The 24996-nt window shown below is 39.4% G+C and carries 26 protein-coding genes and 1 tRNA gene; 24 read left to right on the top strand and 3 right to left on the bottom strand.

The features are described from left to right. The first annotated feature begins 33 nt into the window (after window positions 1-33). The 3 genes from K1720_RS01935 (at window position 34) to K1720_RS01925 (ending at window position 1668) form a co-directional block, all read left to right on the top strand. Window positions 34-522, top strand: coding sequence for an adenosine-specific kinase (locus K1720_RS01935; RefSeq protein ID WP_055281277.1), 489 nt, complete (start codon window positions 34-36; stop codon window positions 520-522). A 76-nt stretch (window positions 523-598) separates the two neighbouring features. Next, on the top strand, window positions 599-1159 hold the full coding sequence (locus K1720_RS01930) for an XTP/dITP diphosphatase (RefSeq protein WP_251949547.1): 561 nt from the start codon (window positions 599-601) through the stop codon (window positions 1157-1159). Window positions 1160-1215: 56 nt separating this feature from the next. Then, a complete protein-coding gene (locus tag K1720_RS01925) occupies window positions 1216-1668 on the top strand; it encodes an Lrp/AsnC family transcriptional regulator (protein ID WP_055281281.1) in 453 nt (150 codons plus the stop codon). Window positions 1669-1775: 107 nt separating this feature from the next. Here the strand turns inward: K1720_RS01925 and K1720_RS01920 are convergent. Continuing rightward, window positions 1776-1916, bottom strand: a tRNA-Trp gene (locus tag K1720_RS01920). Between the two features lie 255 nt (window positions 1917-2171). Here K1720_RS01920 and K1720_RS01915 point away from each other — a divergent pair. Next, entirely contained in the window at window positions 2172-2915 is a 744-nt protein-coding gene (locus tag K1720_RS01915) for a KaiC domain-containing protein (protein ID WP_251949546.1), read from the top strand. A 12-nt stretch (window positions 2916-2927) separates the two neighbouring features. Further along, window positions 2928-3773, top strand: a complete 846-nt coding sequence (locus K1720_RS01910; RefSeq protein ID WP_251949545.1) for a transcriptional regulator — start codon at window positions 2928-2930, stop codon at window positions 3771-3773. Here K1720_RS01910 and speD read toward each other — a convergent pair whose 3' ends face one another. Next, window positions 3774-4190 carry an adenosylmethionine decarboxylase gene (gene speD / locus K1720_RS01905; RefSeq protein WP_251949544.1) on the bottom strand — a complete coding sequence of 139 codons (417 nt, stop codon included), beginning with the start codon at window positions 4188-4190 and terminating at the stop codon, window positions 3774-3776. It abuts the gene before it with no gap. 145 nt (window positions 4191-4335) lie between these two features. On the opposite strand from speD, the gene K1720_RS01900 reads away from it, so the two are divergent. The 13 genes from K1720_RS01900 to K1720_RS01840 all read left to right on the top strand — a co-directional run bounded on the left by K1720_RS01900 (window position 4336) and on the right by K1720_RS01840 (window position 17569). Beyond that, on the top strand, window positions 4336-5187 hold the full coding sequence (locus K1720_RS01900; protein WP_251949543.1) for a protein translocase subunit SecF: 852 nt from the start codon (window positions 4336-4338) through the stop codon (window positions 5185-5187). Further along, entirely contained in the window at window positions 5184-6728 is a 1545-nt protein-coding gene (locus K1720_RS01895; protein ID WP_251949542.1) for a preprotein translocase subunit SecD, read from the top strand. Before K1720_RS01900 ends, K1720_RS01895 begins: the two co-directional genes overlap by 4 nt. Window positions 6729-6734: 6 nt before the next feature. Further along, a complete protein-coding gene (locus K1720_RS01890) occupies window positions 6735-7430 on the top strand; it encodes a potassium channel family protein (protein ID WP_251949541.1) in 696 nt (231 codons plus the stop codon). 168 nt (window positions 7431-7598) lie between these two features. Then, a complete protein-coding gene (locus tag K1720_RS01885) occupies window positions 7599-7910 on the top strand; it encodes a V-type ATP synthase subunit H (RefSeq protein ID WP_251949540.1) in 312 nt (103 codons plus the stop codon). Between the two features lie 3 nt (window positions 7911-7913). After that, a complete protein-coding gene (locus K1720_RS01880; RefSeq protein WP_251949539.1) occupies window positions 7914-9899 on the top strand; it encodes a V-type ATP synthase subunit I in 1986 nt (661 codons plus the stop codon). A 13-nt stretch (window positions 9900-9912) separates the two neighbouring features. Then, window positions 9913-10398 (top strand): V-type ATP synthase subunit K, encoded by a 486-nt coding sequence (locus K1720_RS01875; protein WP_251949538.1) that lies wholly within the window; start codon window positions 9913-9915, stop codon window positions 10396-10398. A gap of 34 nt (window positions 10399-10432) precedes the next feature. Next, the gene (locus K1720_RS01870; protein WP_251949537.1) at window positions 10433-11044 is read left to right on the top strand and encodes a V-type ATP synthase subunit E; all 612 of its coding nucleotides are present in this window, start codon (window positions 10433-10435) and stop codon (window positions 11042-11044) included. A gap of 5 nt (window positions 11045-11049) precedes the next feature. Beyond that, entirely contained in the window at window positions 11050-12159 is a 1110-nt protein-coding gene (locus tag K1720_RS01865; protein WP_251949536.1) for a V-type ATP synthase subunit C, read from the top strand. After that, window positions 12156-12464, top strand: coding sequence for a V-type ATP synthase subunit F (locus tag K1720_RS01860; RefSeq protein WP_251949535.1), 309 nt, complete (start codon window positions 12156-12158; stop codon window positions 12462-12464). The genes K1720_RS01865 and K1720_RS01860 overlap by 4 nt, the downstream gene beginning before the upstream one ends. A 5-nt stretch (window positions 12465-12469) precedes the next feature. Continuing rightward, window positions 12470-14227: an ATP synthase subunit A gene (locus tag K1720_RS01855; RefSeq protein ID WP_251949534.1), complete on the top strand. Its 1758-nt coding sequence runs from the start codon at window positions 12470-12472 to the stop codon at window positions 14225-14227. 5 nt (window positions 14228-14232) lie between these two features. Then, window positions 14233-15621, top strand: a complete 1389-nt coding sequence (locus K1720_RS01850; RefSeq protein WP_167888492.1) for an ATP synthase subunit B — start codon at window positions 14233-14235, stop codon at window positions 15619-15621. A 28-nt stretch (window positions 15622-15649) separates the two neighbouring features. Further along, window positions 15650-16294, top strand: coding sequence for a V-type ATP synthase subunit D (locus K1720_RS01845; RefSeq protein ID WP_251949533.1), 645 nt, complete (start codon window positions 15650-15652; stop codon window positions 16292-16294). Window positions 16295-16339: 45 nt separating this feature from the next. After that, window positions 16340-17569: an alanyl-tRNA editing protein gene (locus K1720_RS01840; RefSeq protein WP_251949532.1), complete on the top strand. Its 1230-nt coding sequence runs from the start codon at window positions 16340-16342 to the stop codon at window positions 17567-17569. On the opposite strand, the gene K1720_RS01835 is transcribed toward K1720_RS01840, so the two are convergent. After that, window positions 17566-18717 carry an inositol-3-phosphate synthase gene (locus K1720_RS01835; RefSeq protein ID WP_251949531.1) on the bottom strand — a complete coding sequence of 384 codons (1152 nt, stop codon included), beginning with the start codon at window positions 18715-18717 and terminating at the stop codon, window positions 17566-17568. The genes K1720_RS01840 and K1720_RS01835 overlap by 4 nt on opposite strands. Window positions 18718-19042: 325 nt before the next feature. Here K1720_RS01835 and K1720_RS01830 point away from each other — a divergent pair, with 325 nt between their 5' ends. The 6 genes from K1720_RS01830 (at window position 19043) to K1720_RS01805 (ending at window position 24964) form a co-directional block, all read left to right on the top strand. Next, window positions 19043-20626, top strand: coding sequence for an ABC transporter substrate-binding protein (locus K1720_RS01830; protein ID WP_423837323.1), 1584 nt, complete (start codon window positions 19043-19045; stop codon window positions 20624-20626). Between the two features lie 11 nt (window positions 20627-20637). Next, window positions 20638-21579 carry a carbohydrate ABC transporter permease gene (locus tag K1720_RS01825; RefSeq protein ID WP_251949529.1) on the top strand — a complete coding sequence of 314 codons (942 nt, stop codon included), beginning with the start codon at window positions 20638-20640 and terminating at the stop codon, window positions 21577-21579. Continuing rightward, window positions 21576-22445, top strand: coding sequence for a carbohydrate ABC transporter permease (locus tag K1720_RS01820; protein WP_251949528.1), 870 nt, complete (start codon window positions 21576-21578; stop codon window positions 22443-22445). The genes K1720_RS01825 and K1720_RS01820 overlap by 4 nt, the downstream gene beginning before the upstream one ends. Before the next feature lie 5 nt (window positions 22446-22450). After that, window positions 22451-23536 (top strand): ABC transporter ATP-binding protein, encoded by a 1086-nt coding sequence (locus K1720_RS01815; protein ID WP_251949527.1) that lies wholly within the window; start codon window positions 22451-22453, stop codon window positions 23534-23536. 62 nt (window positions 23537-23598) lie between these two features. Then, window positions 23599-24303, top strand: a complete 705-nt coding sequence (locus tag K1720_RS01810) for a diphthine--ammonia ligase (RefSeq protein ID WP_251949526.1) — start codon at window positions 23599-23601, stop codon at window positions 24301-24303. Next, the gene (locus K1720_RS01805) at window positions 24284-24964 is read left to right on the top strand and encodes a DUF4152 family protein (protein WP_251949525.1); all 681 of its coding nucleotides are present in this window, start codon (window positions 24284-24286) and stop codon (window positions 24962-24964) included. The genes K1720_RS01810 and K1720_RS01805 overlap by 20 nt, the downstream gene beginning before the upstream one ends. The last annotated feature ends 32 nt before the right edge of the window (window positions 24965-24996 follow it).

Here is a 24996-nt window from a genome sequence, read left to right as displayed (position 1 = left end):
GTATAGAATGTTATGTAATAAGGGGTGGGTGAAATGGTCAAGATTGAAGTTGTTAATGTGGAAAAACCAGAAGGCGCTGAATGTATAATTGGTCAAGGGAACTTCTCAATATTTACTGTTGATGACTTAGCTCGAGCACTTTTAACTGCAGTACCAGGAATAAAGTTTGGAATTGCTATGAATGAGGCAAAGCCTCAGTTAACCAGATATACTGGGAATGATAAAGAACTAGAGGAAGTGGCAGCAAAGAATGCTTTAAAAATTGGGGCTGGACATGTATTTGTTATAGTTATGAAAGATGCGTTTCCAATAAATGTGCTAAACACAGTTAAGAATCATCCAGCAGTTGTGATGGTTTATGGGGCTAGTGAAAATCCATTGCAGGTTATAGTTGCTGAAACTGAGCTTGGTAGGTCCGTTCTTGGAATAGTTGATGGAAAAGCTGCCAATAGGATTGAAACTGCTGAACAGAAGAAAGAAAGGAGGGAATTAGTGGAGAAGATAGGATATACCATTGATTGAAATCCTTCACTAAGATGAGGAGCACTGAGCTCAATCTTTTTAACTTTCTAATTCTTTTGATGAGTAGGTGGAAAACATGAGGATGATTTTTGTAACATCTAACAAAGGAAAATTAGACGAGGTTAGAAGCTATCTTTCCCCCCTTGGGATTGAAGTTATACAAAAAAAAGTGGAATATCCAGAGATACAAGCAAATACTCTTGAAGAAGTTGTGGCTTTTGGGGTTAATTGGTTGAAGGACTATTTTGATGAACCTTTTTTCATAGACGATTCAGGCCTTTTTATTGAGGCTTTTCATGGTTTTCCGGGAGTTTATTCTGCATACGTTTATAGAACTCTCGGAAATGAGGGGATACTAAAGTTAATGGTGGGGCTAGAAAATAGGAAAGCTTATTTTAAAAGTGTAATTGGATATTATGATGGAGAGTTACATCTCTTTAAGGGCATTGTATATGGAAGGATCATTGATCAAAAACGAGGGGAGCATGGGTTTGGGTTTGATCCAATCTTTTTGCCAGAAGGAAGTACTAAAACATTTGCTGAGATGACCACTAGTGAGAAAAACAAGATTTCACATAGGGGTAGGGCATTGACAGAATTTGCAAGATGGTTAAAAGAAAACCTTAAAAAGAGTTAATTGACAATACCTATCGGTAATTTGTTGGAAATATGACAATTATGTGGGGGATTTGGATGAGTGATGCAATTGATGCTGTGGATTTAAAACTGCTTAAAGAGCTTAAAGAGAACTCAAGGGAAAACATCGCTACTCTAAGTAAAAAACTTGGAATTCCAAGGACGACTGTGCATTATAGAATTAAGAAACTCATTAACGAAGGAATTATAGAAAAATTCACAATCAAACCTAATTACAAAAAGCTTAACTTGGGGACTACAGCATTTATCTTAGCTAGGTATGACCCGGAATTTGGACTTTCTCAAAGAGAAGTGGCTAAAAAAATTGCACAGATTGAAGGAGTTCATGAAGTTCACATAATTGCTGGTGAATGGGATCTCTTAATAAAGATTAGGGCACCCTCAGCTGAGGAGATAGGAAAAGTTGTCGTTGACAAACTTAGAGAGGTTAAAGGAGTAGGGCAGACCGTAACAATGGTTTCGTTTGTAACAGTTAAAGAAGAGCTCTGAATTTTCGGGGCGATGATTACCGTTCTCCTTTCTGATTTTATGATGATGCGAGGAATTGTATGAGCCCCCTAAGTTTTCTTCTTAACTTTTCTCAGAAGAGCGTGGGATGGTGGGGGCGCGGGGATTTGAACCCCGGTCCGCGGGTTTCTCCGGGTCAGAGCTCCAAAGGCTCATCCCCAAATCAGCAAACCCGCTCGTCTTCACACCTCTGGAGCCCGCGATGATAGACCAGGCTACACCACGCCCCCGCCAATAACACTAAATTAGGTCTCAATTTATAAAGTTTGCGATAAAATTAGGAAGATTGATACATCATTTAATGTCCTTTCTGCCCTGAAATGGGTCTTTTGGATATAATCTGGGCTATTTATAGTTGTTCATCATTTCTAAGCACCGTAAAATTTAAATACTTTTACTTAATATAATACCAAATGGTAACTAAAATCACTGTTCTCTTGAAATCCTATAAAACTTATCAACAATCTCCATAGGAGGTGATAGAAGTGATAAAAAGGGTTGAAACAGGGATACCAGGTATGGATGAAATACTTCATGGTGGAATTCCTGAAAGGAACGTAGTTCTGCTTAGTGGAGGTCCAGGAACAGGAAAGACGATTTTTAGCCAGCAATTCCTGTGGAATGGGCTGCAGAAAGGAGAACCAGGAATTTATGTTGCATTAGAGGAACATCCAGTTCAGATTAGACAGAACATGGCCCAATTTGGTTGGGATATTAGGCCTTATGAGGACCAAGGAATGTTTGCTATGGTGGATGCTTTTACAGCAGGGATTGGGAGATCAAGGGAATATGAGAAATATATAGTCCACGATTTGACAGACCTCAGAGAGTTTATTGATGTTCTCAGACAGGCCATAAAGGATATAGACGCTAAGAGGGTAGTGGTAGATTCTGTAACAACCCTTTATATAAACAAGCCGGCCATAGCGAGAAGTATAATTCTACAGTTAAAAAGAGTTTTAGCCGGAACAGGGTGTACAAGTATATTTGTGAGCCAGATTAGCGTTGGAGAAAGAGGATTTGGTGGGCCTGGAGTAGAGCATGGAGTTGATGGTATTATAAGGTTAGATCTAGACGAAATCGATGGAGAACTCAAACGTTCTCTTACAGTATGGAAAATGAGAGGTACAAGTCACTCAATGAGGAGACATCCCTTTGATATAACAGATAAGGGAATTATAGTTTATGCAAACAAAATACTGAAGAGAGGTGGAATCGTAGAAATCTGAGGGGGTGAGGGGATGGAAATAGAAATACCCCTTAATCCAATCGGAAGACAGGAGATTCACCAATTAGAGAGTATTCTTCTCTTTGCAACTCTCTTTAGGCCAGAGGTTATCGAGTTAATTAAGGACTCAGCAGAGAGGTTGACGTGGGTTGATAGTCTGGCAGTTGCAGCTGGAGCGATAGCAAGAGAAAAAGCAGGAATGATAACAAGTGAAATCGCAAGGGAGCTTGGAAGAACGGAGCAGACCATAAGAAAACATCTTAAAGGTGAAAGCAAGGCAGGTCAGCTGGTGAGGGAGACTTACGAACTAATCAAGCAGGGAAAGCTGGATGAATTAATAAAAACAATTGAAATAATTGAGAAGGGCGGACTAAAGGAAGTCATTGCAAAAGAGGAGTATGAAAAATTGATGAAAGAGTACGAGAAGCTCAAATTAGAGTATGAGACTGTCAAAAAAGAACTTGAGAAGATGAAAGAGATTGCAAAACTTGCGGAAGCTGAAAAGGCCCAAGAAGAAATAGAAAGATTAAGAAAGGAACTTGAAAAAACAAGGGTGGACTTTGAGAGACTTAAAAAAGAGAAGAAAAATATTGAGAAGGAGTTGATGGAAACTAAACTAAAACTCATGGAGCTCCAGAGTAAAAGAGTGGAGGAAGAAAAGCTTAAACAGCTCGAAGAGGAAGTTAAAAGGCTGGAAAACCAGCTTCGCGAAAAAGAGGAAGAAATCAAAAGATTAAATGAAGAAAAGAGGTCTTTAGTTCAGAAAATCGAAGAGCTTGAGGCTTATAAGATCAAGTTTGAGAATATCAAGGATAAGATAGAGAAAATAAGGATGGAACTTGAAAAGCTTCTTGAATGACTACCTTTCATTTCTTCTATCAAGTTTTTCCTCCCAAGTTAGTATCATATGGGTAAAAGTGCCTTCTTCTTCCTTAATACCTCTCTTGACTTCTGAGACGTGAGCATATTGGGCCTTGAATTGTTCAAGAATATAGTCCACGGCTTTCTCCGGGTCTGCTTTCTCTCCACATGTGTAAACATCTAGTGCCGCATAACCTTCTTCGGGCCATGTGTGGACTGATATATGACTCTCAGCGACAATGACTACACCACTAACCCCAGTCGGAGAGAACCTAAAGAAGTAGCTGGCTTTTATCTCCATGTTTCCTGCTTTCGCTGCACCGATGAAAATCTCTCTTATTTTGTTAGGGTCTTTCAAAACTTCTGGATCACATCCTGAAGCCTCAACCACGTAGTGATATCCAATAGTGTCCATGAGCATCACCTAATCCAGTTATTCACCTTAGGTTTTAAAAGTTGCGTGTCTAGTAAGTGCGCTATTGAATAGATTTTTAAATGCTACGGTGGAGTATCTAAAAAGACAATGCCGTACATTAAAAACCACGTAAGAGGTGAACAGGATGCTTGAGAATACTCTCAAAAAGCTTGCTGCTACTGATCCTAAAAAAATGATAACCTATCCACTAATTGTTTTTCTTGTAGCAGTTTTAATACTCGCAGTTCACTTTCCAAACCTTGGAATAGATCTTGGAGGAGGAGTTGCAATAACAATTTATGGAGTTGATGCAAGTGCCTCTGAAGTCGAGGTATTTCTTAAGCAGAATAATTTTGATGTAACTGCTAGGGCGATAATTGATCCTACCGGAAAAACCAAAATAGAGATAAGAGCACCTTTAGATACAGATCCTCTTGAGATAATGAGTATTTTACGTTCTGAATATCCAAATGCAGAAATGCATCCTGTGAAAGTTGGAGCAGCAATCTCAAAAACTGCACAACACCAGGGATTAAAAGCAGTAATATTGGCATTTATTGGAATGGCTATTATTGTTTTTATTTTCTTCAGAGATCCCATACCTTCTCTGACAGTGGTATTCTCGGCTCTTTCAGACATGACAATAGCACTTGCACTAATGAGCATTTTTGGACTTGAATTACGTCAAGCCACTATAGCAGCTCTCCTACTACTTATAGGATACTCCGTTGATAGCAACATTCTGCTCACTACTAAACTTTTAAGGAGAAAAGAAGATACTATAGAAGATGCTTACTTTTCAGCAGTTTCCACAGGATTTACAATGAGTACTACAACGCTTGGAGCCTTGGCTTCGTTATGGTTGCTTTCTCAAGCTGAAGTCATAGATATGATAGCGAGTGTCCTTATTTTTGGACTTCTCGCGGACTTTATGAACACGTGGATACTTAATGCTGGAGTTCTGAGATGGTACATCTATAGAGGTGAGAAAAAATGAACTGGAAAAAGGTTCTTTTAAAGACAAAAGTAATCTTTCTTATACTTACTGTCGTTGTTTCATTGACTCTCATTAGAGGATTTACCATTGGTGATACAGTTGTTGGAGGATTGAGCTATGGGACTGATATTAGTGGCGGCGTTGAAATAACAGTTGTTCTTGAAGAAAACAACACAGTACTTCTAGAAGAGGTCAAAAATTCTCTTGAAGAAAGATTGAATATTCTAGGAGTTAAAGATATCAAATTAGAACCTTGGGGGAATAATACAATTAAAATAAGTGTGGCTAGAGTAAGTGATAAAGAAGTGGATAACATTATAAATACAATAACTCGTCAGGGTGTATTCTATGCAGAGTTTAATGGAGTAATCTTTGCTACTGGAGAGGACATTAAAAGAGTTGACCAGGTGGGTTACGATGCAAGTAAAAGTGCTTGGATAGTTCCATTCTCGATTTCAAAAGAAGCTGCAGAAAAATTTGCTCAACTCGCCCTTGGAAAGGTCGGATATCCGGTAGATATATTCCTTGACCCTCCTGTGAACTCGGTTTTAATAGTTTCCCAAGATGTCTACGCGGTTATGGTTATGATAAATGAGTTTCAATTTGTACCAGATGCTAAATCACTTCCCCAGAGACTCAAAGAGGCATTTAATATTGATGTTATCGCATATGGAAATCAGACTGCAGAAGAAATAGCTAAACTTGCAGAAGGCAAAGAAAAGGTTATCTTAATTGGGATTAATGGTAATCTCGAATCTCAGTTGAGAAACTTTGGAATAAAAGTAGAAAAAAGAGAACCACGTGCAGGAGAGGCTATAGACGAGTTTATTAGGAGGATTATAGGTTTGTATGGTCCATATAAGCTACAAGAAGGCCTCACAACAGGAGAACCACGGACTGAATTAGCAATCTCAATTGGAGGAACTCGTCAAGATGTTTTTGCCATAGAACAGGCGAAAATTGTCAGGACAGTTCTTGAAAGTGGTTCTCTTCCAGTTAAGGTATCTCTGGAGGGAGTTAATTATATATCTCCGACGTTAGGGGAACAATTCAAAAAACAAGTGGTACAAGCAGGTATGATGGCTCTTATAATGGTGGGAGTTATAGTGTATTTCCACTATAGGAGAGCTAAGATAGCAATTCCAGTAGTTTTAACAAGTTTAAGCGAAGTGCTTGCGATTTTAGGATTTGCTGCACTTATTCGGTGGGATCTTGATCTTCCAAGTATAGCAGGTATAATAGCTCTCATAGGGACGAGTGTAGATCAACAAATTGTGATAACTGATGAACTTTTGGGAGGAGTAAAAAGGGAGAAAATAACAAAAAGAAGTGGTATCTTAAAGAGAATGGGAAGGGCATTTTTTGTTATATGGGCATCTGCAACAACTACCATTATTGCAATGCTCTTTTTGTTCTGGTACTTTATTGGTGGACTTAGAGGATTTGCATTCAGTACCATTGTAGGTACAATAACGGGAATACTAATAACAAGGCCAGCATATGCTGAAATCGCGAAAATACTCCTCGCTGAGGAGAGGTGACGTTGAATGTTTGTTGTGATAATGGGTGCTGGAAGGGTTGGTTATCTTGTGGCCAAAATGTTGGAAAATGAAGGGCACGATGTTACGATAATTGACATAAACAAAGAAAGAGCTAAGGAACTATCTTTCCTTATTAATGGGCTTGTACTCGAAGGAGATGCAACAGATCAGAAAACTCTAGAAGAGGCTAATGTTAAGCAGGCAGATACGTTTGCGGCTTTAACTGGTAGGGATGATGCAAATATTTTAGCATGTATCCTTGCAAAGCATTTGAATCCCAAAATAAAGACCATCCTCAGAATAAGCAAGCCTAAGAATAAGGAAGTCTTTGAAAGGGTTGAAGATTTAAAGAAATACTTTGATGTGGTCATAAGCCCCGAAGAAATTGCGGCCAACTACATTTTCAGAAGCATAACAATTCCTGGCTTTGATAGAGTGCTTTTCCCAAGAGAAGGTGCAGAAATTGTAAAGTTTCCATTGAATGATGGAAGTGAGATCTCAGAAAAGGTTGTTAAAGAGCTTAATTTGCCCAAGGACTCTCTTATAGTTGCAATATATGACGAGAAGGGAAATCTGATTATCCCATCAGGGGATACGAAATTACCAAAGAAAGGAGAAGTAGTGGTTTTTGCAAAGAATGCAGTATTAAAGGATATTAAAACTGTATTTGAGCGAAAGAAAACCAGTGAAGGTCAGAGTTGACTAATGTTCAATAGTGAATATGAATCTTTATTTCTGTTTTATCATTTATGCAAAAATCTTCATCTTTTCTGTTCTTCTTTGTGCACTTTTGAGCATAAATTATTTAAAGTATTCACTTAACACTCCTTTGAAACGGTTACTTTCATTAACTTCATCGGAGGGCTTTTCATGGAGACAATCATTAAAGAAATTGTAGATGCGGAGAAAAAGGCAGAAGAAAGGATTGAAAAAGCAAAAGGAGATGCAAAGATAATAATTGACCGAGCAAAGGAGGAAGCAAGAAGGATTGAAGAGCAAATAATAAATGAGGCCCAAAAACAGGCAAACTCTTTAATAGAAGAGAAAAGGAAAGAAGGACAGGTTGAAGCAGAGAAGATTACAAAGGATGGAGAAGAGGAGATTGAAGAGATAAAACTCAAAGCAGAACAAAATTTTGAGAAAGCTATTAATGAGGCAGTAAAACTCATTAGAGGGAGATGATGTATGTTTAAACCTGAAGAAATGGTGAAGATCGAGATTCTCAGTTTAAACCGTTATAAGGATTCCCTTCTTACTTACCTTCATGAAGAAGGAGTTTTGGAGATCAGGGAAATAGAAATAAGTTTGGCTCAAAGAGATGCTCCTAATGAATTTTACAGAAAAGCAGCATCTTACAGTATAAGTCTTTCGAGATTAATCGATTTCTTGGGTAACTATAAGGAAGGGGTACAGGGAGGCCTTAAAGCATTTATTTTTCCACAATTAAAGTCAAAGAAGAGATATAAATACAGAGGGATAGAAGAGCTGATAAAGGAGATAGAGTCTTTTCTAAAAATTGCTGAACCTAAAATTAAAGAAGTCGAGGCTAAAATAACCTCTCTAAACACAGAACTAGAGAGGATAAAAACAGAGATAGAAATCTTGGAATTGCTTGCTGCAATTGATTTGGAAATAGAATATCTTAAGCCCACGAAGAGTGTAGAGATAGCAGTTGGTTTTATTGAAAGAGAAAAATTTGATCCTCTAATTAAAGAACTACTCACCACCCTACAAAATAGAATTGCCTATGTGTCAAAGGAATTAAAAGGAAAATATCTGGTCGTTTTTGCTATCTTGAAAAAAGATTATGATAAAGCTAACCCACTCCTTGCAAAATACTCCTTTGAACGTCTCGAGGTGCCGGATGTAAAGGGTAAACCAATGGAAGCTATAGAAGACCTTCGAAAGGAGATGGAGTTAAAGAAACAAGAGCTGGAATCTGTTGAAGAAGAGGCTAGAACCCTTGCAAAACAGTACCATGACGAGCTTGTATTTTACCAAGAACTTATGGAGAATGAAAGAGAGAAAGCAAACATGCTAGGTAATCTGGTGAGAACCAACATGACATTTGCACTTGTAGGATGGGTGCCTAAGAAACATGTGCCCCATATAACAGAGGGCATCGAAAAAATAACTCACGGAAAGGTGTATGTTAATACAAAAGCTCCAACAAAGGAGGAACTTGACGAAATACCGATTAAGCTCAAGAACCCAGGATTTATAGAGCCATTTGAACTGTTAACTGAAATGTTTGGGGTTCCAAAGTATAATGAGTTAGATCCCACCCCAATACTGGCGTTTACATATTCATTCTTCTTTGGTTTCATGCTTACAGACTTCCTTTATGGGCTGATCATAGCCACTGTGGCAGCTTTGCTGATTAAAGGTCACAAAAAACTAAATGATGGGACCTATAAGTTTTCAAATATCTTGGTCTGGAGTGCCTTCTTTACAATCACAATGGGGGTCCTCTTTGGTAGCTATTTTGGGGATGCTCTCCAAAGGGCTGGAATAAACGTTCCAGCATTATTGGATCCATTAAGAGGTGCACTGACAGTTTTAGGGTTAGCACTGGCAATAGGGCTTATTCACTTGTTTATAGGATATACTCTGGGATTCATAGTAAAGTTCAGGAATGGGGAAGTGAAGGATGCTATCTTCGACCAGCTCTCTTGGATGCTGATAATCATTGGAGTGACCCTCTTAGCATTAGCAATGGCCAACGTGATGAGCATACTCGCAGGAGAGGTCGTTTTTGGACTTGGATTTATACTATTCGTAATATCCCAATTCAGAAGTGATTTGCCACTACCAATGAGGTTCCTCATGACAATTTCCAATTTCTTTGGATTTGTGGGGAACTGGCTTAGTTATGCACGTTTAATGGCACTAGCACTAGCAACTGCAGGGATAGCAATGGTCATAAACATAATTGTTCAATTAATATGGGGGATAAAAGTTGGGCCTGTACCATTGGGAATAGCGGTAGGGGCCGTGGTCTTTATTGGGGGTCATATATTTTCAACCGCTATAAACGCCCTTGGGGCATTTGTTCACGCTTTGCGTTTACACTATGTTGAGTTTTTTGGAACCTTCTATTCAGGTGAAGGTAAAAAATTTGAGCCGTTTAAAGCTAAAAGAGAAGTATCCGAACTTGAATTAGAGATTTAGGAGGTGTAGGAATATGGAACCAATAGTTTACGTTGCATTGGGTGCTGCACTTGCGGCTGGTATTGCTGGAGCTGCCTCTTCATTTGGAGTTGGTATTGCTGGAGCTGCTGCAGCTGGAGCAGTTGCTGAAGATGAAAAGAACTTTAGAAACGCCTTGGTACTCCAAGGTTTACCAATGACCCAGAGTATTTATGGGTTGATTACTCTCTTCCTTATAGCTCTAGTCTCTGGAATACTTGGAGGAACCTTCAGATTTGCTGAAAGTACCATAGATAATTTAATTAAAGCGGCAATACTTTTGGGCGCTGGTTTAACTGTTGGGTTAACAGGATTATCAGCAATTCCACAGGGTATTATTGCATCAGCGGGTATTGGAGCTACTGCAAAGAACCCCAAGACATTCACACAGTCAATTATCTTTGCTGCTATGGCCGAGACAATGGCTATCTTTGGTTTGGTCGGTGCGTTGATCCTCATAATTACGGGAGTTGGCTTCTGAGCCTTCTCCCTAACATTTCAAGGAGGAGTCACTAATGGAAGGAGCTAAGCTAATTATCGAGGAGATTAACAGAGAGGCAGAACAGAAAATAAAATACATTTTAGAAGAGGCGGAACATAAAGCAGAGGAGATTAAAAAAGAAGCTGAGAGAAGAGCCAAAGCAAAAGCAGATTGGATCATTAGGAAGGCTCAGACCCAAGCGGAACTGGAAAAACAGAGGATAATAGCAAATGCAAAGCTTGAGGTTAGGAGGAGGAAGCTTGCACTTCAAGAAGAGCTAATTAATGAGGTTATAGATTCCATGAAGGAAAGGTTAGCTTCAATTCCAGAAGAAGAGTATTTAGAAGTACTCAAAGACCTGATACTCAATGGAATTCAGGAGCTTGAAGAGGAAAAAGTGCTGCTCACCTCAAATGAGAGGACACTTTCTTTGATAGAGAAACATTTGGAAGAAGTAAAACGGATTGTAAAAGAAAAGATTGGTAAAGACGTAGAAATCTCACTTGGGGACTCTGTGGAGACACTAGGTGGTGTGATCATACAAAATTCTACAAAAACGGTAAGAATAGATAACACTTTTGAGGCTAGGATGGAGAGACTTCAATCTGAGTTAAGGGCTAAAATAGCAAAAATCTTATTTGGGTGAGGAATGTGGAAGTAGGAACTATAACTGCACTGTTGGACACGAGCTTGGCAGTGATTTTTACATGGATAGCATACAAAACGGGTCAGATATTGTGGAAATATACTCCCTATTCATACCCTAATGCAAGGATTAAGGCTATGGAAGCGAGGTTATTTACTGAACAAAAACTAGGAGAACTTGCTGAGTCAAAAACACTTAACAACTTTGTCATGAATTTAGAAGATAGTGATTATAAACCATATTTAGGAAATTTGACTTCTTTAAATGCAGAAGCTATTGACAAGGCTCTAGAAGTATCTCTAGCAGACACATACAGATTAATGATGAAAATTTTGCCAAAGAGAACAAGGGTATTCTTCCAACTTCTTCTTGAAGAGTGGGACATTAGAAACATTTCTTCAGTAGTTAAGGCCAAATTAAGAGGAGAAGTTGCAAGAGACTATGTCCATGGGTTGGGGACCATGGTGGAAAAGGTAAAAGCAATGGCAGAGGCAAAGACCTTAGAAGAAATTCTCGTTATCCTTGAGGGTACGGAATATGAAGAACCTTATCAAAGGCTACTCCTTAAGGAGATAACTTCGGAAGAATTTGAAACTGAATTGTATAAAAAACACTATTCCAAGCTTCTTGGATATGCTGCTTCTCGGAAGGCGGAGGAGAAAAAGATTCTTGAAGAGTTTGTGAACTTGAAAATAGATAAAATAAATCTAATCACAATCTTAAGGGCAAAAGTGCATAGGTTAAGCGCGGATAAAATCAGAAAATCTCTTATTCCAGGTGGAAGGATGAACAGGAGAACACTTGAAACTCTACTAAATGTTGAGGACATTGAAATGGCACTAGCAGAACTCGATTCTACGGAATACTCCCCAATATTGAAGGATGTCCGAGATAAGGTTGTGGGAGATATATCAGCTTTTGAAAGAGCGTTTGACAAGTATATCCAACAAAAAATGGCAGAACTTACAAGATTTTACCCCCTCAGTATAGCTACCCCCGTAAGCTATATCCTTCAAAAAGAATCAGAAATTAGAAAGCTTAAGGCGATTGCTAAATTAATAGAGGATGGGCTAAAGCCAGAAATAATAAAGGGAATTGTGGGTGACCAGCTATGAAGATAGTAGTATTGGGTGACAAGGACACAGCACTTGGCTTCAAACTTGCAGGAGTTCATGAAACGTATTCTTTTGGAGACGCACCGCTTGAGATAGAGCGAGTGAGAAATAAACTAAGAGAGTTGGTAGAAAGAGAAGATATTGGTGTGATATTTATAACAGAGCGTTTAGCTCAAAAAGTTGAGATTCCAGATGTTACACTCCCTATAATTCTTCAAATTCCTGATAAATATGGGTCATTATATGGTGAAGAACAACTAAGAGAAATTGTTAGACGGGCCATAGGTGTTGAGATAAAGAGGTGAAAGAAATGGGAAAGATAGTTAGGGTTACTGGACCATTAGTCGTTGCGGATGATATGAAAGGCTCTAGAATGTATGAAGTAGTTAGAGTAGGTGAATTGGGGCTTATTGGAGAAATCATTAGGCTGGAAGGTGACAAAGCAGTTATTCAGGTTTATGAAGAAACTGCTGGTATTAGACCAGGAGAGCCTGTTGTAGGTACAGGAGCATCTTTGAGTGTTGAACTTGGACCAGGATTGCTCACTTCAATATATGATGGAATCCAAAGGCCTCTTGAGATATTGAGAGACCAAAGTGGAGACTTTATAGGTAGAGGACTCACAGCTCCTGCTCTTCCAAGAGACAAAAAGTGGCATTTTACACCAACCGTTAAAGTAGGAGACAAGGTAGTTGAGGGGGATATAATTGGAACTGTCCCAGAAACGGGAATTATAGAGCACAAAATAATGATTCCACCAAGGGTTAACGGAGAAATCGTTGAAATCGCTGAGGAAGGAGATTACACAATAGAAGAAGTTATTGCAAAAGTTAAAATGCCCAACGGCGAAATTAAAGAGCTAAAAATGTATCAGAGATGGCCAGTTCGTGTAAAAAGGCCCTATAAACAGAAACTTCCTCCAGAAATTCCACTTATTACAGGACAAAGAACTATAGACACTTTCTTCCCACAGGCCAAAGGTGGTACTGCAGCAATTCCTGGACCATTTGGCTCAGGTAAGACAGTCACCCAACACCAACTTGCAAAATGGAGTGATGCAGAAGTTGTGGTATATATTGGATGTGGGGAAAGAGGAAATGAGATGACAGATGTGCTTGAAGAGTTCCCCAAGCTTAAGGACCCGAGAACAGGAAAACCATTAATGGAGAGAACAGTGCTCATAGCTAATACTTCAAACATGCCTGTTGCAGCAAGAGAGGCTTCAATTTATACCGGAATTACAATAGCAGAGTACTTTAGAGACATGGGATATAATGTGGCTTTAATGGCAGATTCAACCTCAAGATGGGCAGAAGCTTTGAGAGAAATTTCTGGAAGACTTGAGGAAATGCCAGGTGAGGAAGGATATCCCGCTTATTTAGCTTCAAAGGTAGCAGAGTTTTATGAAAGAGCTGGTAGAGTAAAGACTTTGGGAAGCGATGAGAGAATTGGAAGTGTTAGTGTTATTGGAGCAGTATCACCTCCAGGTGGTGACCTAAGCGATCCTGTTGTGCAGAACACATTGAGAGTTGTTAAAGTATTCTGGGCATTAGATGCGGATCTTGCAAGAAGAAGACACTTCCCAGCTATAAACTGGCTCACAAGTTATTCCCTTTATGTGGACTCAATAAAAGATTGGTGGCATAATAATGTTGATTCAGAATGGAAATTAATGAGAGACGAGGCAATGGCACTTTTGCAGAAAGAATCTGAACTTCAGGAAATAGTCAGAATAGTTGGTCCAGATGCACTGCCAGAAAGGGAGAAAGCTATTCTTCTCGTAGCGAGGATGATTAGGGAGGATTACCTCCAACAAGACGCCTTTCACGAAGTTGACACTTATTGCCCACCGAAGAAGCAAATAACAATGATGAAAGTTATACTCAACTTTTACAAGTACACTATGGAAGCTGTAGATGCAGGAATTCCAGTTGAAGAGATTGTAAAATTGCCCGTTAGGGAAGAGATAGGAAGAATGAAGTACAATCCAAATGTTGAGGAGATAGCCGGCCTAATAGAAAAAACCAGGGCTCAATTTGAAGAACTCTTTAAGAAATACGGAGAGTGATAAAAATGCCTGCTATGGAGTACTCCACAATAAGCAAGATTTACGGTCCTTTAATGATTGTCCAAGGTGTTAGAGGAGTAGCATATGGTGAAGTTGTAGAGATTGAAGTTGAAGGTGGAGAGAAGAGGAAGGGACAAGTTCTTGAAGCAAGAGAGGATCTAGCAATCGTCCAAGTTTTCGAAGGAACAAGAGATTTAGATGTAAAAACCACGAGAGTAAGATTCACAGGGGAGACACTTAAAGTCCCAGTTTCAATGGACATGCTTGGGAGAGTATTCAACGGTATAGGAGAGCCAATAGATGGTGGACCGGAGATAATTCCAGAGGACAGAAGAGATGTCCATGGAGCTCCCCTTAACCCTGTAGCAAGAGCATATCCGAGAGACTTCATTCAAACGGGTATCTCTGCAATAGATGGGATGAACACACTTGTTAGAGGTCAAAAGCTCCCAATATTCAGTGGTAGCGGTTTGCCTCACAACATGCTTGCCGCTCAGATTGCAAGACAAGCAAAGGTTTTGGGAGAAGAAGAGCAGTTTGCGGTAGTGTTTGCAGCTATGGGTATTACCTATGAGGAAGCAAACTTCTTCAAAAAGAGTTTTGAAGAGACTGGTGCGATTGAAAGAGCTGTATTGTTCTTGAACCTCGCAGATGATCCAGCCATTGAACGTATCATCACTCCTAGAATGGCCCTTACAGTTGCTGAGTACTTGGCCTTTGACTATGACATGCAGGTACTTGTGATCTTAACAGATATGACAAACTACGCAGAGGCTTTGAGAGAAATATCCGCTGCAAGAGAAGAAGTTCCCGGAAGAAGAGGTTATCCAGGCTACATGTATACTGATTTAGCTACAATTTATGAAAGAGCAGGGAGAGTGAGAGGTAGAAAGGGAAGTATAACTCAAATGCCAATATTAACGATGCCTGATGATGATATTACTCACCCAATACCAGACCTTACAGGTTACATCACAGAAGGGCAGATCGTTCTGAGTAGAGACCTCCACAGAAAAGGTATCTACCCACCAATTGATGTTCTTCCAAGCCTTAGCCGTCTCATGAAGGATGGTATAGGAAAAGGAAGGACTAGGGAAGAACATTCACAGCTCAGCCAGCAGCTCTATGCAGCATATGCTGAGGGTAGAAGCTTAAGAGATCTTGTGGCAGTAGTTGGTGAAGAAGCTCTCTCAGAGACTGATAGGAAATATCTACAATTTGCGGATAAGTTCGAGAGGGAGTTCGTTGCGCAGGGATATGATGAGGATAGAGGAATATTTGAGACTTTAGACCTTGGATGGGATCTTCTCTCAGTACTACCAGAGTCAGAACTCAAGAGAGTTGAGAGGAAATACATAGAGAAGTATCATCCAAAGTACAGACACTCCTCTTAATTTCTTTATTCCTACTGAGGTGAGTTGAATGGCAGGAATACTAAAAGTGAAGCCAACCAGAATGGAATTGCTTAGATTAAAGAGGAGAATAAAACTTGCAGAAAAGGGTCACAAAATCCTTAAAGAGAAGCAGGATGCTCTTATAATGGAGTTCTTTACTATCTACGATGAAGCAATAGCTTTGAGGAGAGAACTTAATCAAAAAATAGCGGAGGCTTTTGAGCAACTTAGGTTGGCTGAAATTGATATGGGAATAGTGAGATTAAGTGAAACGGCTCTAAGTGTTAAACCTAATAGAGAGATAAATATAAAGAGAAGGAATATCATGGGAGTCCCGGTGCCTCTTATTGAAGCAGAAGGATTTAGAAGGGATCCTTATGAAAGAGGGTATGCATTTGTTTCAACTTCTCCTAAAGTAGATGTTGCCGCAGAGAAATTTGAAGAGGTTTTGGAATTGGCCATACGCCTTGCAGAAATTGAAGAAACATTAAAGAGACTTGCAAAAGAGATAGAGAAGACTAAAAGAAGAGTGAATGCTTTGGAGTATATCATCATACCGAGAATGAAAGATACTGTGAAATACATCAGCCAGCACTTGGACGAAATGGAAAGGGAAAACTTCTTCAGATTGAAGAGAGTTAAGGCTCTTCTTGAAGCTAAAGCTCAAGGTTAGTTATCTTTTTATCTTTTCACTGAGATTTTTATTCTGGTGAGGGATGTGACAGTTAAGTTATTTTATGCTGATCCATATTTAAAAGAAGCTGTGGCAAAGATAGAGGGAATTGAAGTTAATGGAGATAATATTAGACTAAAATTGGATAGGACTATCTTCTATCCTGAGGGAGGAGGCCAGCCGGGTGATATTGGAATTATAAAAGGAGAAGGATTCAGAATTGATGTGAGAAAGGTAGAAGGAAAGGAGGAAATTTGGCATGAAGGTAGGATCAAGGGCAGGCTCCCCCAAATTGGGGAAAATGTAGAGCTTGAACTTGATTGGGAGTGGAGATATGAAAACATGAGACAGCATACCGGCCAACATATTCTTTCTGCTGTTTTAAAGAAGATGTACAATAGTGATACAACAGGGTTTCAAATCTTTCCCGATTATAATAAGATAGAAATAAACTTTGATGAGGAGTTGACATGGGAGCACCTTCTTGCTGCTGAGTTAGAGGCAAATGAAGTTGTTTGGAGTAATGTTCCTGTGGAGGTTAGCGAGTACGACGAACTCCCTGAAGAAATTAGGAGTTCTCTTAGAAAGGCCCTTCCAAAAGAGGTAACAGGGAAAATTAGAATTATAAAAATAGATGAAGTGGATTTAATTCCCTGTGGTGGTACACACGTAAGAAACACCGGAGAAGTTGGTTTTATAAAAATAGTTAACTTTTATAAAAAAGCCAGAAACATATGGCGTATAGAGTTTGTTTGTGGTTATAGGGCCTTAATATATCTGGACAAGCTATTAGAGGACTATTGGAAAAGCCTAAGTGAAATGTTAAATAAAAACAGGCCTCTTTTTAATAGAATACTTGAAGTTAAAAGAGAGCTTGAGACTCTTGAAGAAGAAAAAGACAAGTTGAGGAGAGAGACGTGGAAATGGAAGAGCAAGGCACTTCTACAGAGTGCTGAGAATATCAATGGGATAAGAGTTGTCTCCATTGTAGAAGATGCATCTATGAAGGACGCCCAAGCGTTTGTAGTTTATTTTGTAGATAAAAATCCTGATACAGTAGCATTAATAGTGGGGAGAAATTACTTGATTTTTGCAAAAAATAAGGAGGTTAAAGACATTGCAATGAATGAACTCCTTAAAGAAGTCCTCAATGAAGTCGGTGGTAGTGGAGGAGGGAGTGAGGTTTTAGCCAGAGGAGGAGGGTTTAGAGAGGCTCCAGAGGAGGTCCTTAGAATAGCAAGGGCCCTCCTAAAAGAAAAAATCAAAAAGAGCTAAAGCCACTTTGGTTTTAATCCTGCCCATGTTCTCATTTTTTCATGGGCGATGATCCTTGGTATGTTGCCTTTTTCCTGTGGTCCAGGGTTTTTCATATAAAAAGCGTTTACTTCGTAAATTGTTCCGAATTCTTTTCTTTCGATGGCAATTTTGCCTAACCTTACCAAATCCACTAGAAGACCTGCTAAGGCTGGGCTGTCGTTGATCCTTCCATTTATTATAAGCTCGTCAACTGCTCCATTAAAGCTTACATATTCAATGTGCATTGCAATGAACTTCCTATCTCCTAAGGGTTCCAGAAATCCTGTGGGCTTAATGTAGTGGGGAGCATCATATCCAAGGAGCTCTTTAACAATGCTAGACTTTGTGAATTCCTTACTTTTGTTTCTCTCTTTGTCTGTTAGGGCTAGAAAGTCTGTATTTCCTCCAATATTAAATTGAGCAATATCTTTAACGTATCTGTTTCTCTGGGCCAAATGGGTCAGAATATCTGCAGTAAATGGAGTGGCACCTGTTGCTCCATCATCTCCGAATATTACCAAATTACTCTCTCTAGCGAGTTCTACAAAAGCAGGGTCGTTTGCTATTAAGGTTGGAATTGCATTTACAAAAGCCGCACCATTGGTTTCTTTTGCGTAAAGAGCTGCAGCATATGCATATACTTGGGTGGCAGTTAGCCTCTCTCTATCATCATTTTCAATTGCTGCAATGAGGTCTCCCTTGTTCTTAAATGGAACAAATGCTTCTGTTGTACAGACGTTTACTATTACATCGACCTCTAGCTTTTTCCATTCATTAACAAGAGTCTCAACGGCTTCTTTAAGAGACATCTCATCCTCTAGTCCTTCAACTTCAAAAGGTAGATTTCTTAAGCTGTTTAAGTGAATTCCTTTTCTCACAACAATGTTTTTTAGGTTCTTGGGCACGTGGCCATCCCAATAGTTTCCAATTATCTCATAGAGAGATTTTCTAATTTTGTCTTTATCCACATCGTAACTACCAACTATTTCAATATCTTCGATTTTTATGGGGAGATCATTTTCCAAAGGGATACCATAATATCCTAATTCGCCGTTTTTTATTCTCTCTACCCCGAGAGCAAAAATACTCCCCACATATCCTTGACCCAGTATCACCACACGCACCATTCATATCACCTCTCTCTAGTTATTTTATAATCGTTAAATATTTTTTGGTTTATAATCTTTTATCTTCAGTATATAACACTTTCAGTGATACAAAAAGGCCTGATAAATGAGCTTTTGTTCTAAAGAGAAAAATTTTCAAATGGATTATGTAAATGTTTATAAGAGTTAGTTTCCAAAAATGTCTTCGGTAAAGTTGCTACTGGGCTTCCTCTTATAATAACATTATGCCTTTTTGGCCTTTGAATCTTCCGAAATTTTCGGGAGGTGGGAAGTTGTGAAAGGGAAACTTGGAGCAGTAGTTATATTGGTGGTTCTTTTTGGAGTGATGGCAAGTGGGTGCATTGGTGGCCAAGAGACTTCTGAGACAAAAATAACTACTGTTGAGTTGAGTGGAGACTTTCTCAAAGATGCAGTAGCTATAGGAAAGGTTCTTGAAGAAAACGGAATAAACGAAGTTAAGTTTTCTGCATGGGGCTCTGGAGACCCCAATAGTGTCATGAGAGTTCACGGGATTGTTGAAGCAGCTAGAAGGATAAACAAAATCTGGGAAGAGAATGGTGTTAATGTAAAGATAATAATAACCGACAAACATTATGCCGCAGCTTTTCAAGATGCTTATCAAGAGTATCTTAGCAAGCAACCTCTTGGTCAGGCTGGAGACTTCTTTGTAAATTCCTACGCATTCTTACCAACCCTAGCAGATGAAGGCTACATTCTTGATATAACAGAATACGCCAACGCATACAAGAGTGTAATAGAAGACTTCTACCCATCCCTTATCGAGGCTTCTAAGTTTGATGGAAAGCTATATGGGTTGCCTCAAGATACAGAGGCAAGACCTCTTTACATAAGGAGAGACGTAGCTGCAAAGATTGGTTTCAATTTAGAGGGAATTGAAGAGAAGGTTAAAAATGGAGAATTCACATGGAGCGACGTTTATCAGTGGGCAAAGAAAGCAAAAGGAAATGGAGTGGCAGAATGGGGTCTTATACACAGAAAAGGCTCTGCTCATCCAGACTTAATTCAATTCATCTTCGCCTTTGGTGGAAAGCTCTACAATGAAGAGTCTAAGAAGCTTGTTGTTGATGTTCCTGCAATTTACAAATGGTTTTATGTTGAGTGGAAATTTGCTCAGGATGGTCTTCTTCCAGAGGATATAATGAGTTGGGACTGGGCGAAACAGATCCATCCTACGATTGTTGAAGGGAGGACACTCTTTGACATTGGTGGAACATGGTATTGGACAGAGTGGCAAACGAAGGATTACTATGGAAAAGAAGGGACTCCAAGACCTATAAAGCCCGACGAAGTCCAGAAATGGTTTGCTTATACATTATTCCCTGCTGGTGAAAAAGGACTACAACCAGTGACTCTGAGCCAACCCTTTGTATGGATGATAAACTCCAAAGCAGGTCAACAAAATCCAAAATATGAAGAACTGGAGGAAATATATCATGAGCTTGCTTTCTTAATGATAATAAAGGCAAGTGACCCGGATATAAATGCAATACACAGTGTAATAAGTGCTCATTTGCCTGTTAGAAAAGCTGCTGCGAAGCTTATTAGCGATGAAAAGTGGCTTAACGACTTAAAGAGTCTTAATCTAGACTTGGATCAAGAAGTGAAAGATAATCTGAAAGATATAGTTGCAACTACAGTGCATCCAATAAATGCCAAGTTCCTTGCTGACGTGAGCTATATGCTAGAATATACAAAGTTCGCTCCAGCTCATCCAAAATATCCTGCATTGGCCGATATATTCAAAGAGGCTTTAGATAAGGTACTAAGAGGAGAAATGACTCCAGAAGAAGGTGTTGATTATATAATCCAGAAAGTAAATGCAGACCCAGAGCTTGCCGAGAACGTAGAGGTTATTGGAGAAATTCCAAAAGACTGGCAATTCCCATGAGGTGAAGCTTTATGAAGGGAGAAAAGCTTCGAAGTCTTTCCTTTTTTCTTTCTCCGATGATAGCAATGGTGGGCATATTCTATTTAATCCCCCTTGTATTCACTGTTTATATAAGCTTCACGAAAATGAGGAACTGGAATACGGAGAAGTATTTGAGTGAGATTGTTGGTCTTTATAACTATCAAAGGCTCTTTCACATGTTTCAGCATGATCCTATGATTAGGGCGATTCTTCTAACTACTGTTGTTTTCGTGGGGATAACGCTCCTCATAAATGTTTTTGGAGGACTTCTTTTAGCATTAGGAACGTTCTTTATAAATGAGAGTTCTGCTTCAAGTATTAGGCTTCTCTGGCTACTTCCCAGGATGTCCCCAATAGCTGTTTATAGTTTAGTGTGGTACTACTTCTTCCATGGGAGTGATATCGGGACATTGAATTCTATTTTGCTTAAGTTGGGTGTTGTCTCTGAGCCAATTCCCTGGGGTCAAATAACTCCTTGGGGAGTGTGGAGCATTATTATCTTTGTTAATGGGCTTGTAGGGGTTAGTTTTGGCATGATAGTCTTTACGTCCGCGTTAAATCAGATACCTAGAGAACTCGTGATAGCGGCTAGGGTAGATGGGGCTTCTGCATGGCAGATTTCAAGGAAAATTTTAATCCCCATGCTAAAATGGCACTTTCTTTACGTCCTTACCTGGCAGTTCCTTAGCTTACTCACTACTTATCCTCACCTTTTCCTGCTAGTTGAATGGGATTTAGTGAATAGGGATTATGGAACAACACTTGCTTTGTATGTCTTTAACACTGCTTTTGGACGTGGAGAACAAGACCAGGGTTTGGCAGCAGCGGCAGCAGTTTTATTATCCATAATTGGCATCATGGGCGGTTATGTTACTCTAAAAGTACTCCAATTTGAAAGGATGATTCATGAGCCGAGGGGTGATGTAGAATGAGGGATGTGGAAACTAGGCCCAAGAGATATGAATGGCTGATAATAGCAGTCATCATCTTTGCAAGTCTCCCTCTTATATTAGGATTTGCTCTGCTGGTTCTATCGAGCTTTAGCAAGGATATGATAACTAATCTAAGTCTAGAGTCTTTTCGGCCTACTATTGAAAATTGGGTAAATGTCTTTCAAGGGAAATTGGCCATAACAGGAGGTATACGTCAGAATATATTAAAAATAACATTTAATACTCTAGTAGTTGCTCTTGGAGTTTCTGGTATAGTTACCTTGATTAGTACACTTGCTGGTTATTCCCTCTCGAGAATGAAATTTAGAGGGAGAAAAGCAATGATGCTTCTTCTTCTTGTACTTCATGCTTTTCCAGGAGTTGCATTGATTGTAGGAGTTTATCTTTTCTATCGTCTGACTTTTCCTCAAGATCCGTCTCTGGTTCGAATTTATTCATTTTTCTATGTAGTACTTGCAAGAGCAGCTCTAGAAATTCCAATGTCTGTATGGTTAATGAAAGGTTTCTTCGATACAATTCCCTGGGAGTTTGAATGGTCTGGAATAATAGATGGGGCCTCTAGGATCAAAGTGTGGTGGAAGATAATGCTACCCTTAATAAAACCAGGTATATTGGCGGTAGCTTTGTTTGGATTTTTAGCTGGTTGGCAAGATTTGATCTATGTAAGAACATTTTTAATAGACCAAACTCTTGCAACGTTTATTGAGGCCAACATTGAGGCAGAGTACTCACACATGCCTCTCATAGCAGCCGCTGGAACGCTATATCTTTTACCTACTATAATCTTTTTCCTAACGGCCCAACAATTGCTCCTCCAAGGTTATTCAGGAGGAATCAAAGGGTGATGGAGATGGTTATGATAACATTGGAAGGGATTACAAAAAAATTTGGGGATTTCACGGCGTTGGATAGAATCAATTTGAAAATAGAAGATAAAGAGTTTATGGCATTATTAGGACCATCAGGGAGTGGAAAATCTACCCTATTATATACGATAGCAGGGATATATCGACCAACGGCTGGAAGGATATACTTTGATGATAGGGACGTTACAGAAATCCCTCCAAAAGACAGAAATGTAGGTTTGGTATTTCAAAATTGGGCTCTCTATCCCCATATGAAGGTATTCAAGAATATAGCTTTCCCTCTTGAACTTAAAAAAGCTCCAAAAGGGGAAATAGAAAAGAAGGTTAGAGAAGTTTCTAAAATGTTGCATATTGAGCGTCTTTTAGATAGATATCCTTGGCAACTTAGTGGTGGTCAGCAGCAAAGAGTAGCAATAGCGAGGGCCCTAGTTAAAGAGCCAGATGTTTTACTACTGGATGAACCGCTAAGCAATCTAGATGCCCTGCTTAGATTGGAGGTCAGAGCGGAACTTAAAAGACTTCAAAAAGAGCTTGGTATTACTGCAGTTTATGTAACTCATGATCAGGCAGAGGCCCTAGCAATGGCAGATAGGATTGCCATAATCAAGGAAGGAAAGATACTTCAAGTGGGGGACCCAGACGAGGTGTATTATAAACCAGCATATAAGTTTGTAGCTGGATTCTTAGGTAGTCCACCAATGAACTTCGTTGAAGCTGAAATAAAGGAAGGGAATCTCTACATCTATCAGAGCATAATTCCAGTACCACAACAATATAGAGAGATCGTCAAAAAACTAAATATTAGTGAAGCACTCTTTGGATTCAGACCTCATGATGCAGAGATTGTTAAGGGAGAAGGGAAAGGCATTAAAGGAGAGGTTTATTCCTTTGAACCCCTTGGAAGAGAACAAATAGTCACTGTGGCAGTAGATGGTGAAGTTTTTGTGAAGGTTTTTGCTCCAGAGGGAGAACACTTCAAATTTGGGGAGAAAGTGACTATAATTCCAAATGAGGGCAGGGTTATTCTTTTTGACAAGAAGACTGAGAAAGCCTTAGAATTTCTTCTCTAGTTTTCCAAAATTTTTTAAAGTGCTACCCTAATTAGGTTAAAAACATGAAGAGGGAATAGAAGATGAGAGTTGCAGTACTTTTTTCTGGAGGAAAGGACTCTACATATGCTCTCTACTGGGCATTAAAGCAAGGATTTGATGTTAAATATCTTGTGAGTATGCATTCTGAAAGTGAGGAGAGTTATATGTATCATGTGCCAAACATTCACTTAACCGAGTTACAGGCCAGGGCGATTGGGATCCCCCTTGTAAAAGGCTTTACAAAAGGGGAAAAAGAAAAAGAAGTGGAGGATCTTAAGAATGTATTAGAAGGATTGAAGATAGATGGTGTGGTTGCTGGGGCGTTAGCCAGTACATATCAAAGGGAGAGAGTGGAAAAGGTGGCAAAAGAACTGGGATTAGAAGTGTTTGCTCCCTTCTGGCAAGCTGATCCAGAGGAGTATATGAGAGAAATTATTAAGGCAGGTTTTGATGTGGTAGTAGTTGGGGTGTCAGCATATGGCCTAAATGAGCAGTGGCTTGGGAGAAAAATAGATGAAAGGGCCATCCAGGAATTAAAAGCGCTCAATAAAAAGTATAAAGTGCATATAGCTGGAGAGGGCGGTGAGTTTGAAACGTTTGTTAGGGATGCTCCATTTTTTAGAGCGAGGATTGTATTTGATGAAGTTGAAAAGATATGGGATCCGTATACTTCTTCGGGAGTATTGTTGATTAAGGCTGCCCATTTAGAGCCTAAGAGTGATGATTATGAGGATAGTGGCTGCTGATACTGGAGGAGCAGTACTTGATGAGAACTATAATCCAATTGGTCTTATAGCAACTGCTGCCGTTCTCGTGGAAAAACCATACAGAACAGCTAAAATAAGTATTGTGAGGTATTCAAATCCCTTTGATTATGATTTAAGTGGGCGACAGGCACTAAAAGATGAAGCTTTTTTAGCTTTAAAACTTGCAAAGAAAGTTAAACCTGATGTAGTCCACTTAGACTCAACTCTTGGGGGAATAGAGATTAGGAAGCTTGATGATCCTACAATCGATGCTTTGAGAATCTCAGATAGAGGAAAGGCAATATGGCACAGCTTACGCAAAGATCTACAGCCGTTAGCGAAGAAATTCTGGGAAGAAACAGGAATAGAAGTGATTGCTATTGGAAAGGAAAGTGTGGCTGTGAGAATAGCTGAGATCTATGCGGGTCTCTATTCAGTCAAATGGGGAATTGAACATGGTCTAGAGAAAGGTTTTATTAGAATAGGCCTTCCACGATATATGAAGGTTGAAGTAAAAGACGATAGGATCTTTGGAGAGAGTTTAGACCCTCGAGAGGGCGGACTTTATGGCGAATTGCTTATTGAGAAGAAAGATTTTGGGTGGCAGGTTTACCCCAACCCAATAGCCAGGACTTTTATGGTATTTGAGATAAGAGTCTAAAAATTTTCGATTTTTAAATCTTTTTTCCGAAC

This window comes from Thermococcus argininiproducens, from assembly GCF_023746595.1.
Lineage (GTDB): Archaea > Methanobacteriota_B > Thermococci > Thermococcales > Thermococcaceae > Thermococcus_A > Thermococcus_A argininiproducens.
This window is presented reverse-complemented; position numbering and strand designations above follow the sequence as displayed.

Excerpts from the sequence above, each read along its gene's own strand:
- K1720_RS01935 (WP_055281277.1), top strand. The coding sequence starts at position 34 with ATGGTCAAGATTGAAGTTGTTAATGTGGAAAAACCAGAAGGCGCTGAA.
- K1720_RS01930 (WP_251949547.1), top strand. The coding sequence starts at position 599 with ATGAGGATGATTTTTGTAACATCTAACAAAGGAAAATTAGACGAGGTT.
- K1720_RS01925 (WP_055281281.1), top strand. The coding sequence starts at position 1,216 with ATGAGTGATGCAATTGATGCTGTGGATTTAAAACTGCTTAAAGAGCTT.
- K1720_RS01910 (WP_251949545.1), top strand. The coding sequence starts at position 2,928 with ATGGAAATAGAAATACCCCTTAATCCAATCGGAAGACAGGAGATTCAC.
- speD (WP_251949544.1), bottom strand. The coding sequence starts at position 4,190 with ATGGACACTATTGGATATCACTACGTGGTTGAGGCTTCAGGATGTGAT.
- K1720_RS01900 (WP_251949543.1), top strand. The coding sequence starts at position 4,336 with ATGCTTGAGAATACTCTCAAAAAGCTTGCTGCTACTGATCCTAAAAAA.
- K1720_RS01895 (WP_251949542.1), top strand. The coding sequence starts at position 5,184 with ATGAACTGGAAAAAGGTTCTTTTAAAGACAAAAGTAATCTTTCTTATA.
- K1720_RS01890 (WP_251949541.1), top strand. The coding sequence starts at position 6,735 with ATGTTTGTTGTGATAATGGGTGCTGGAAGGGTTGGTTATCTTGTGGCC.
- K1720_RS01885 (WP_251949540.1), top strand. The coding sequence starts at position 7,599 with ATGGAGACAATCATTAAAGAAATTGTAGATGCGGAGAAAAAGGCAGAA.
- K1720_RS01880 (WP_251949539.1), top strand. The coding sequence starts at position 7,914 with ATGTTTAAACCTGAAGAAATGGTGAAGATCGAGATTCTCAGTTTAAAC.
- K1720_RS01875 (WP_251949538.1), top strand. The coding sequence starts at position 9,913 with ATGGAACCAATAGTTTACGTTGCATTGGGTGCTGCACTTGCGGCTGGT.
- K1720_RS01870 (WP_251949537.1), top strand. The coding sequence starts at position 10,433 with ATGGAAGGAGCTAAGCTAATTATCGAGGAGATTAACAGAGAGGCAGAA.
- K1720_RS01860 (WP_251949535.1), top strand. The coding sequence starts at position 12,156 with ATGAAGATAGTAGTATTGGGTGACAAGGACACAGCACTTGGCTTCAAA.
- K1720_RS01855 (WP_251949534.1), top strand. The coding sequence starts at position 12,470 with ATGGGAAAGATAGTTAGGGTTACTGGACCATTAGTCGTTGCGGATGAT.
- K1720_RS01850 (WP_167888492.1), top strand. The coding sequence starts at position 14,233 with ATGCCTGCTATGGAGTACTCCACAATAAGCAAGATTTACGGTCCTTTA.
- K1720_RS01845 (WP_251949533.1), top strand. The coding sequence starts at position 15,650 with ATGGCAGGAATACTAAAAGTGAAGCCAACCAGAATGGAATTGCTTAGA.
- K1720_RS01835 (WP_251949531.1), bottom strand. The coding sequence starts at position 18,717 with ATGGTGCGTGTGGTGATACTGGGTCAAGGATATGTGGGGAGTATTTTT.
- K1720_RS01830 (WP_423837323.1), top strand. The coding sequence starts at position 19,043 with ATGGCAAGTGGGTGCATTGGTGGCCAAGAGACTTCTGAGACAAAAATA.
- K1720_RS01825 (WP_251949529.1), top strand. The coding sequence starts at position 20,638 with ATGAAGGGAGAAAAGCTTCGAAGTCTTTCCTTTTTTCTTTCTCCGATG.
- K1720_RS01820 (WP_251949528.1), top strand. The coding sequence starts at position 21,576 with ATGAGGGATGTGGAAACTAGGCCCAAGAGATATGAATGGCTGATAATA.
- K1720_RS01815 (WP_251949527.1), top strand. The coding sequence starts at position 22,451 with ATGGTTATGATAACATTGGAAGGGATTACAAAAAAATTTGGGGATTTC.
- K1720_RS01810 (WP_251949526.1), top strand. The coding sequence starts at position 23,599 with ATGAGAGTTGCAGTACTTTTTTCTGGAGGAAAGGACTCTACATATGCT.
- K1720_RS01805 (WP_251949525.1), top strand. The coding sequence starts at position 24,284 with ATGAGGATAGTGGCTGCTGATACTGGAGGAGCAGTACTTGATGAGAAC.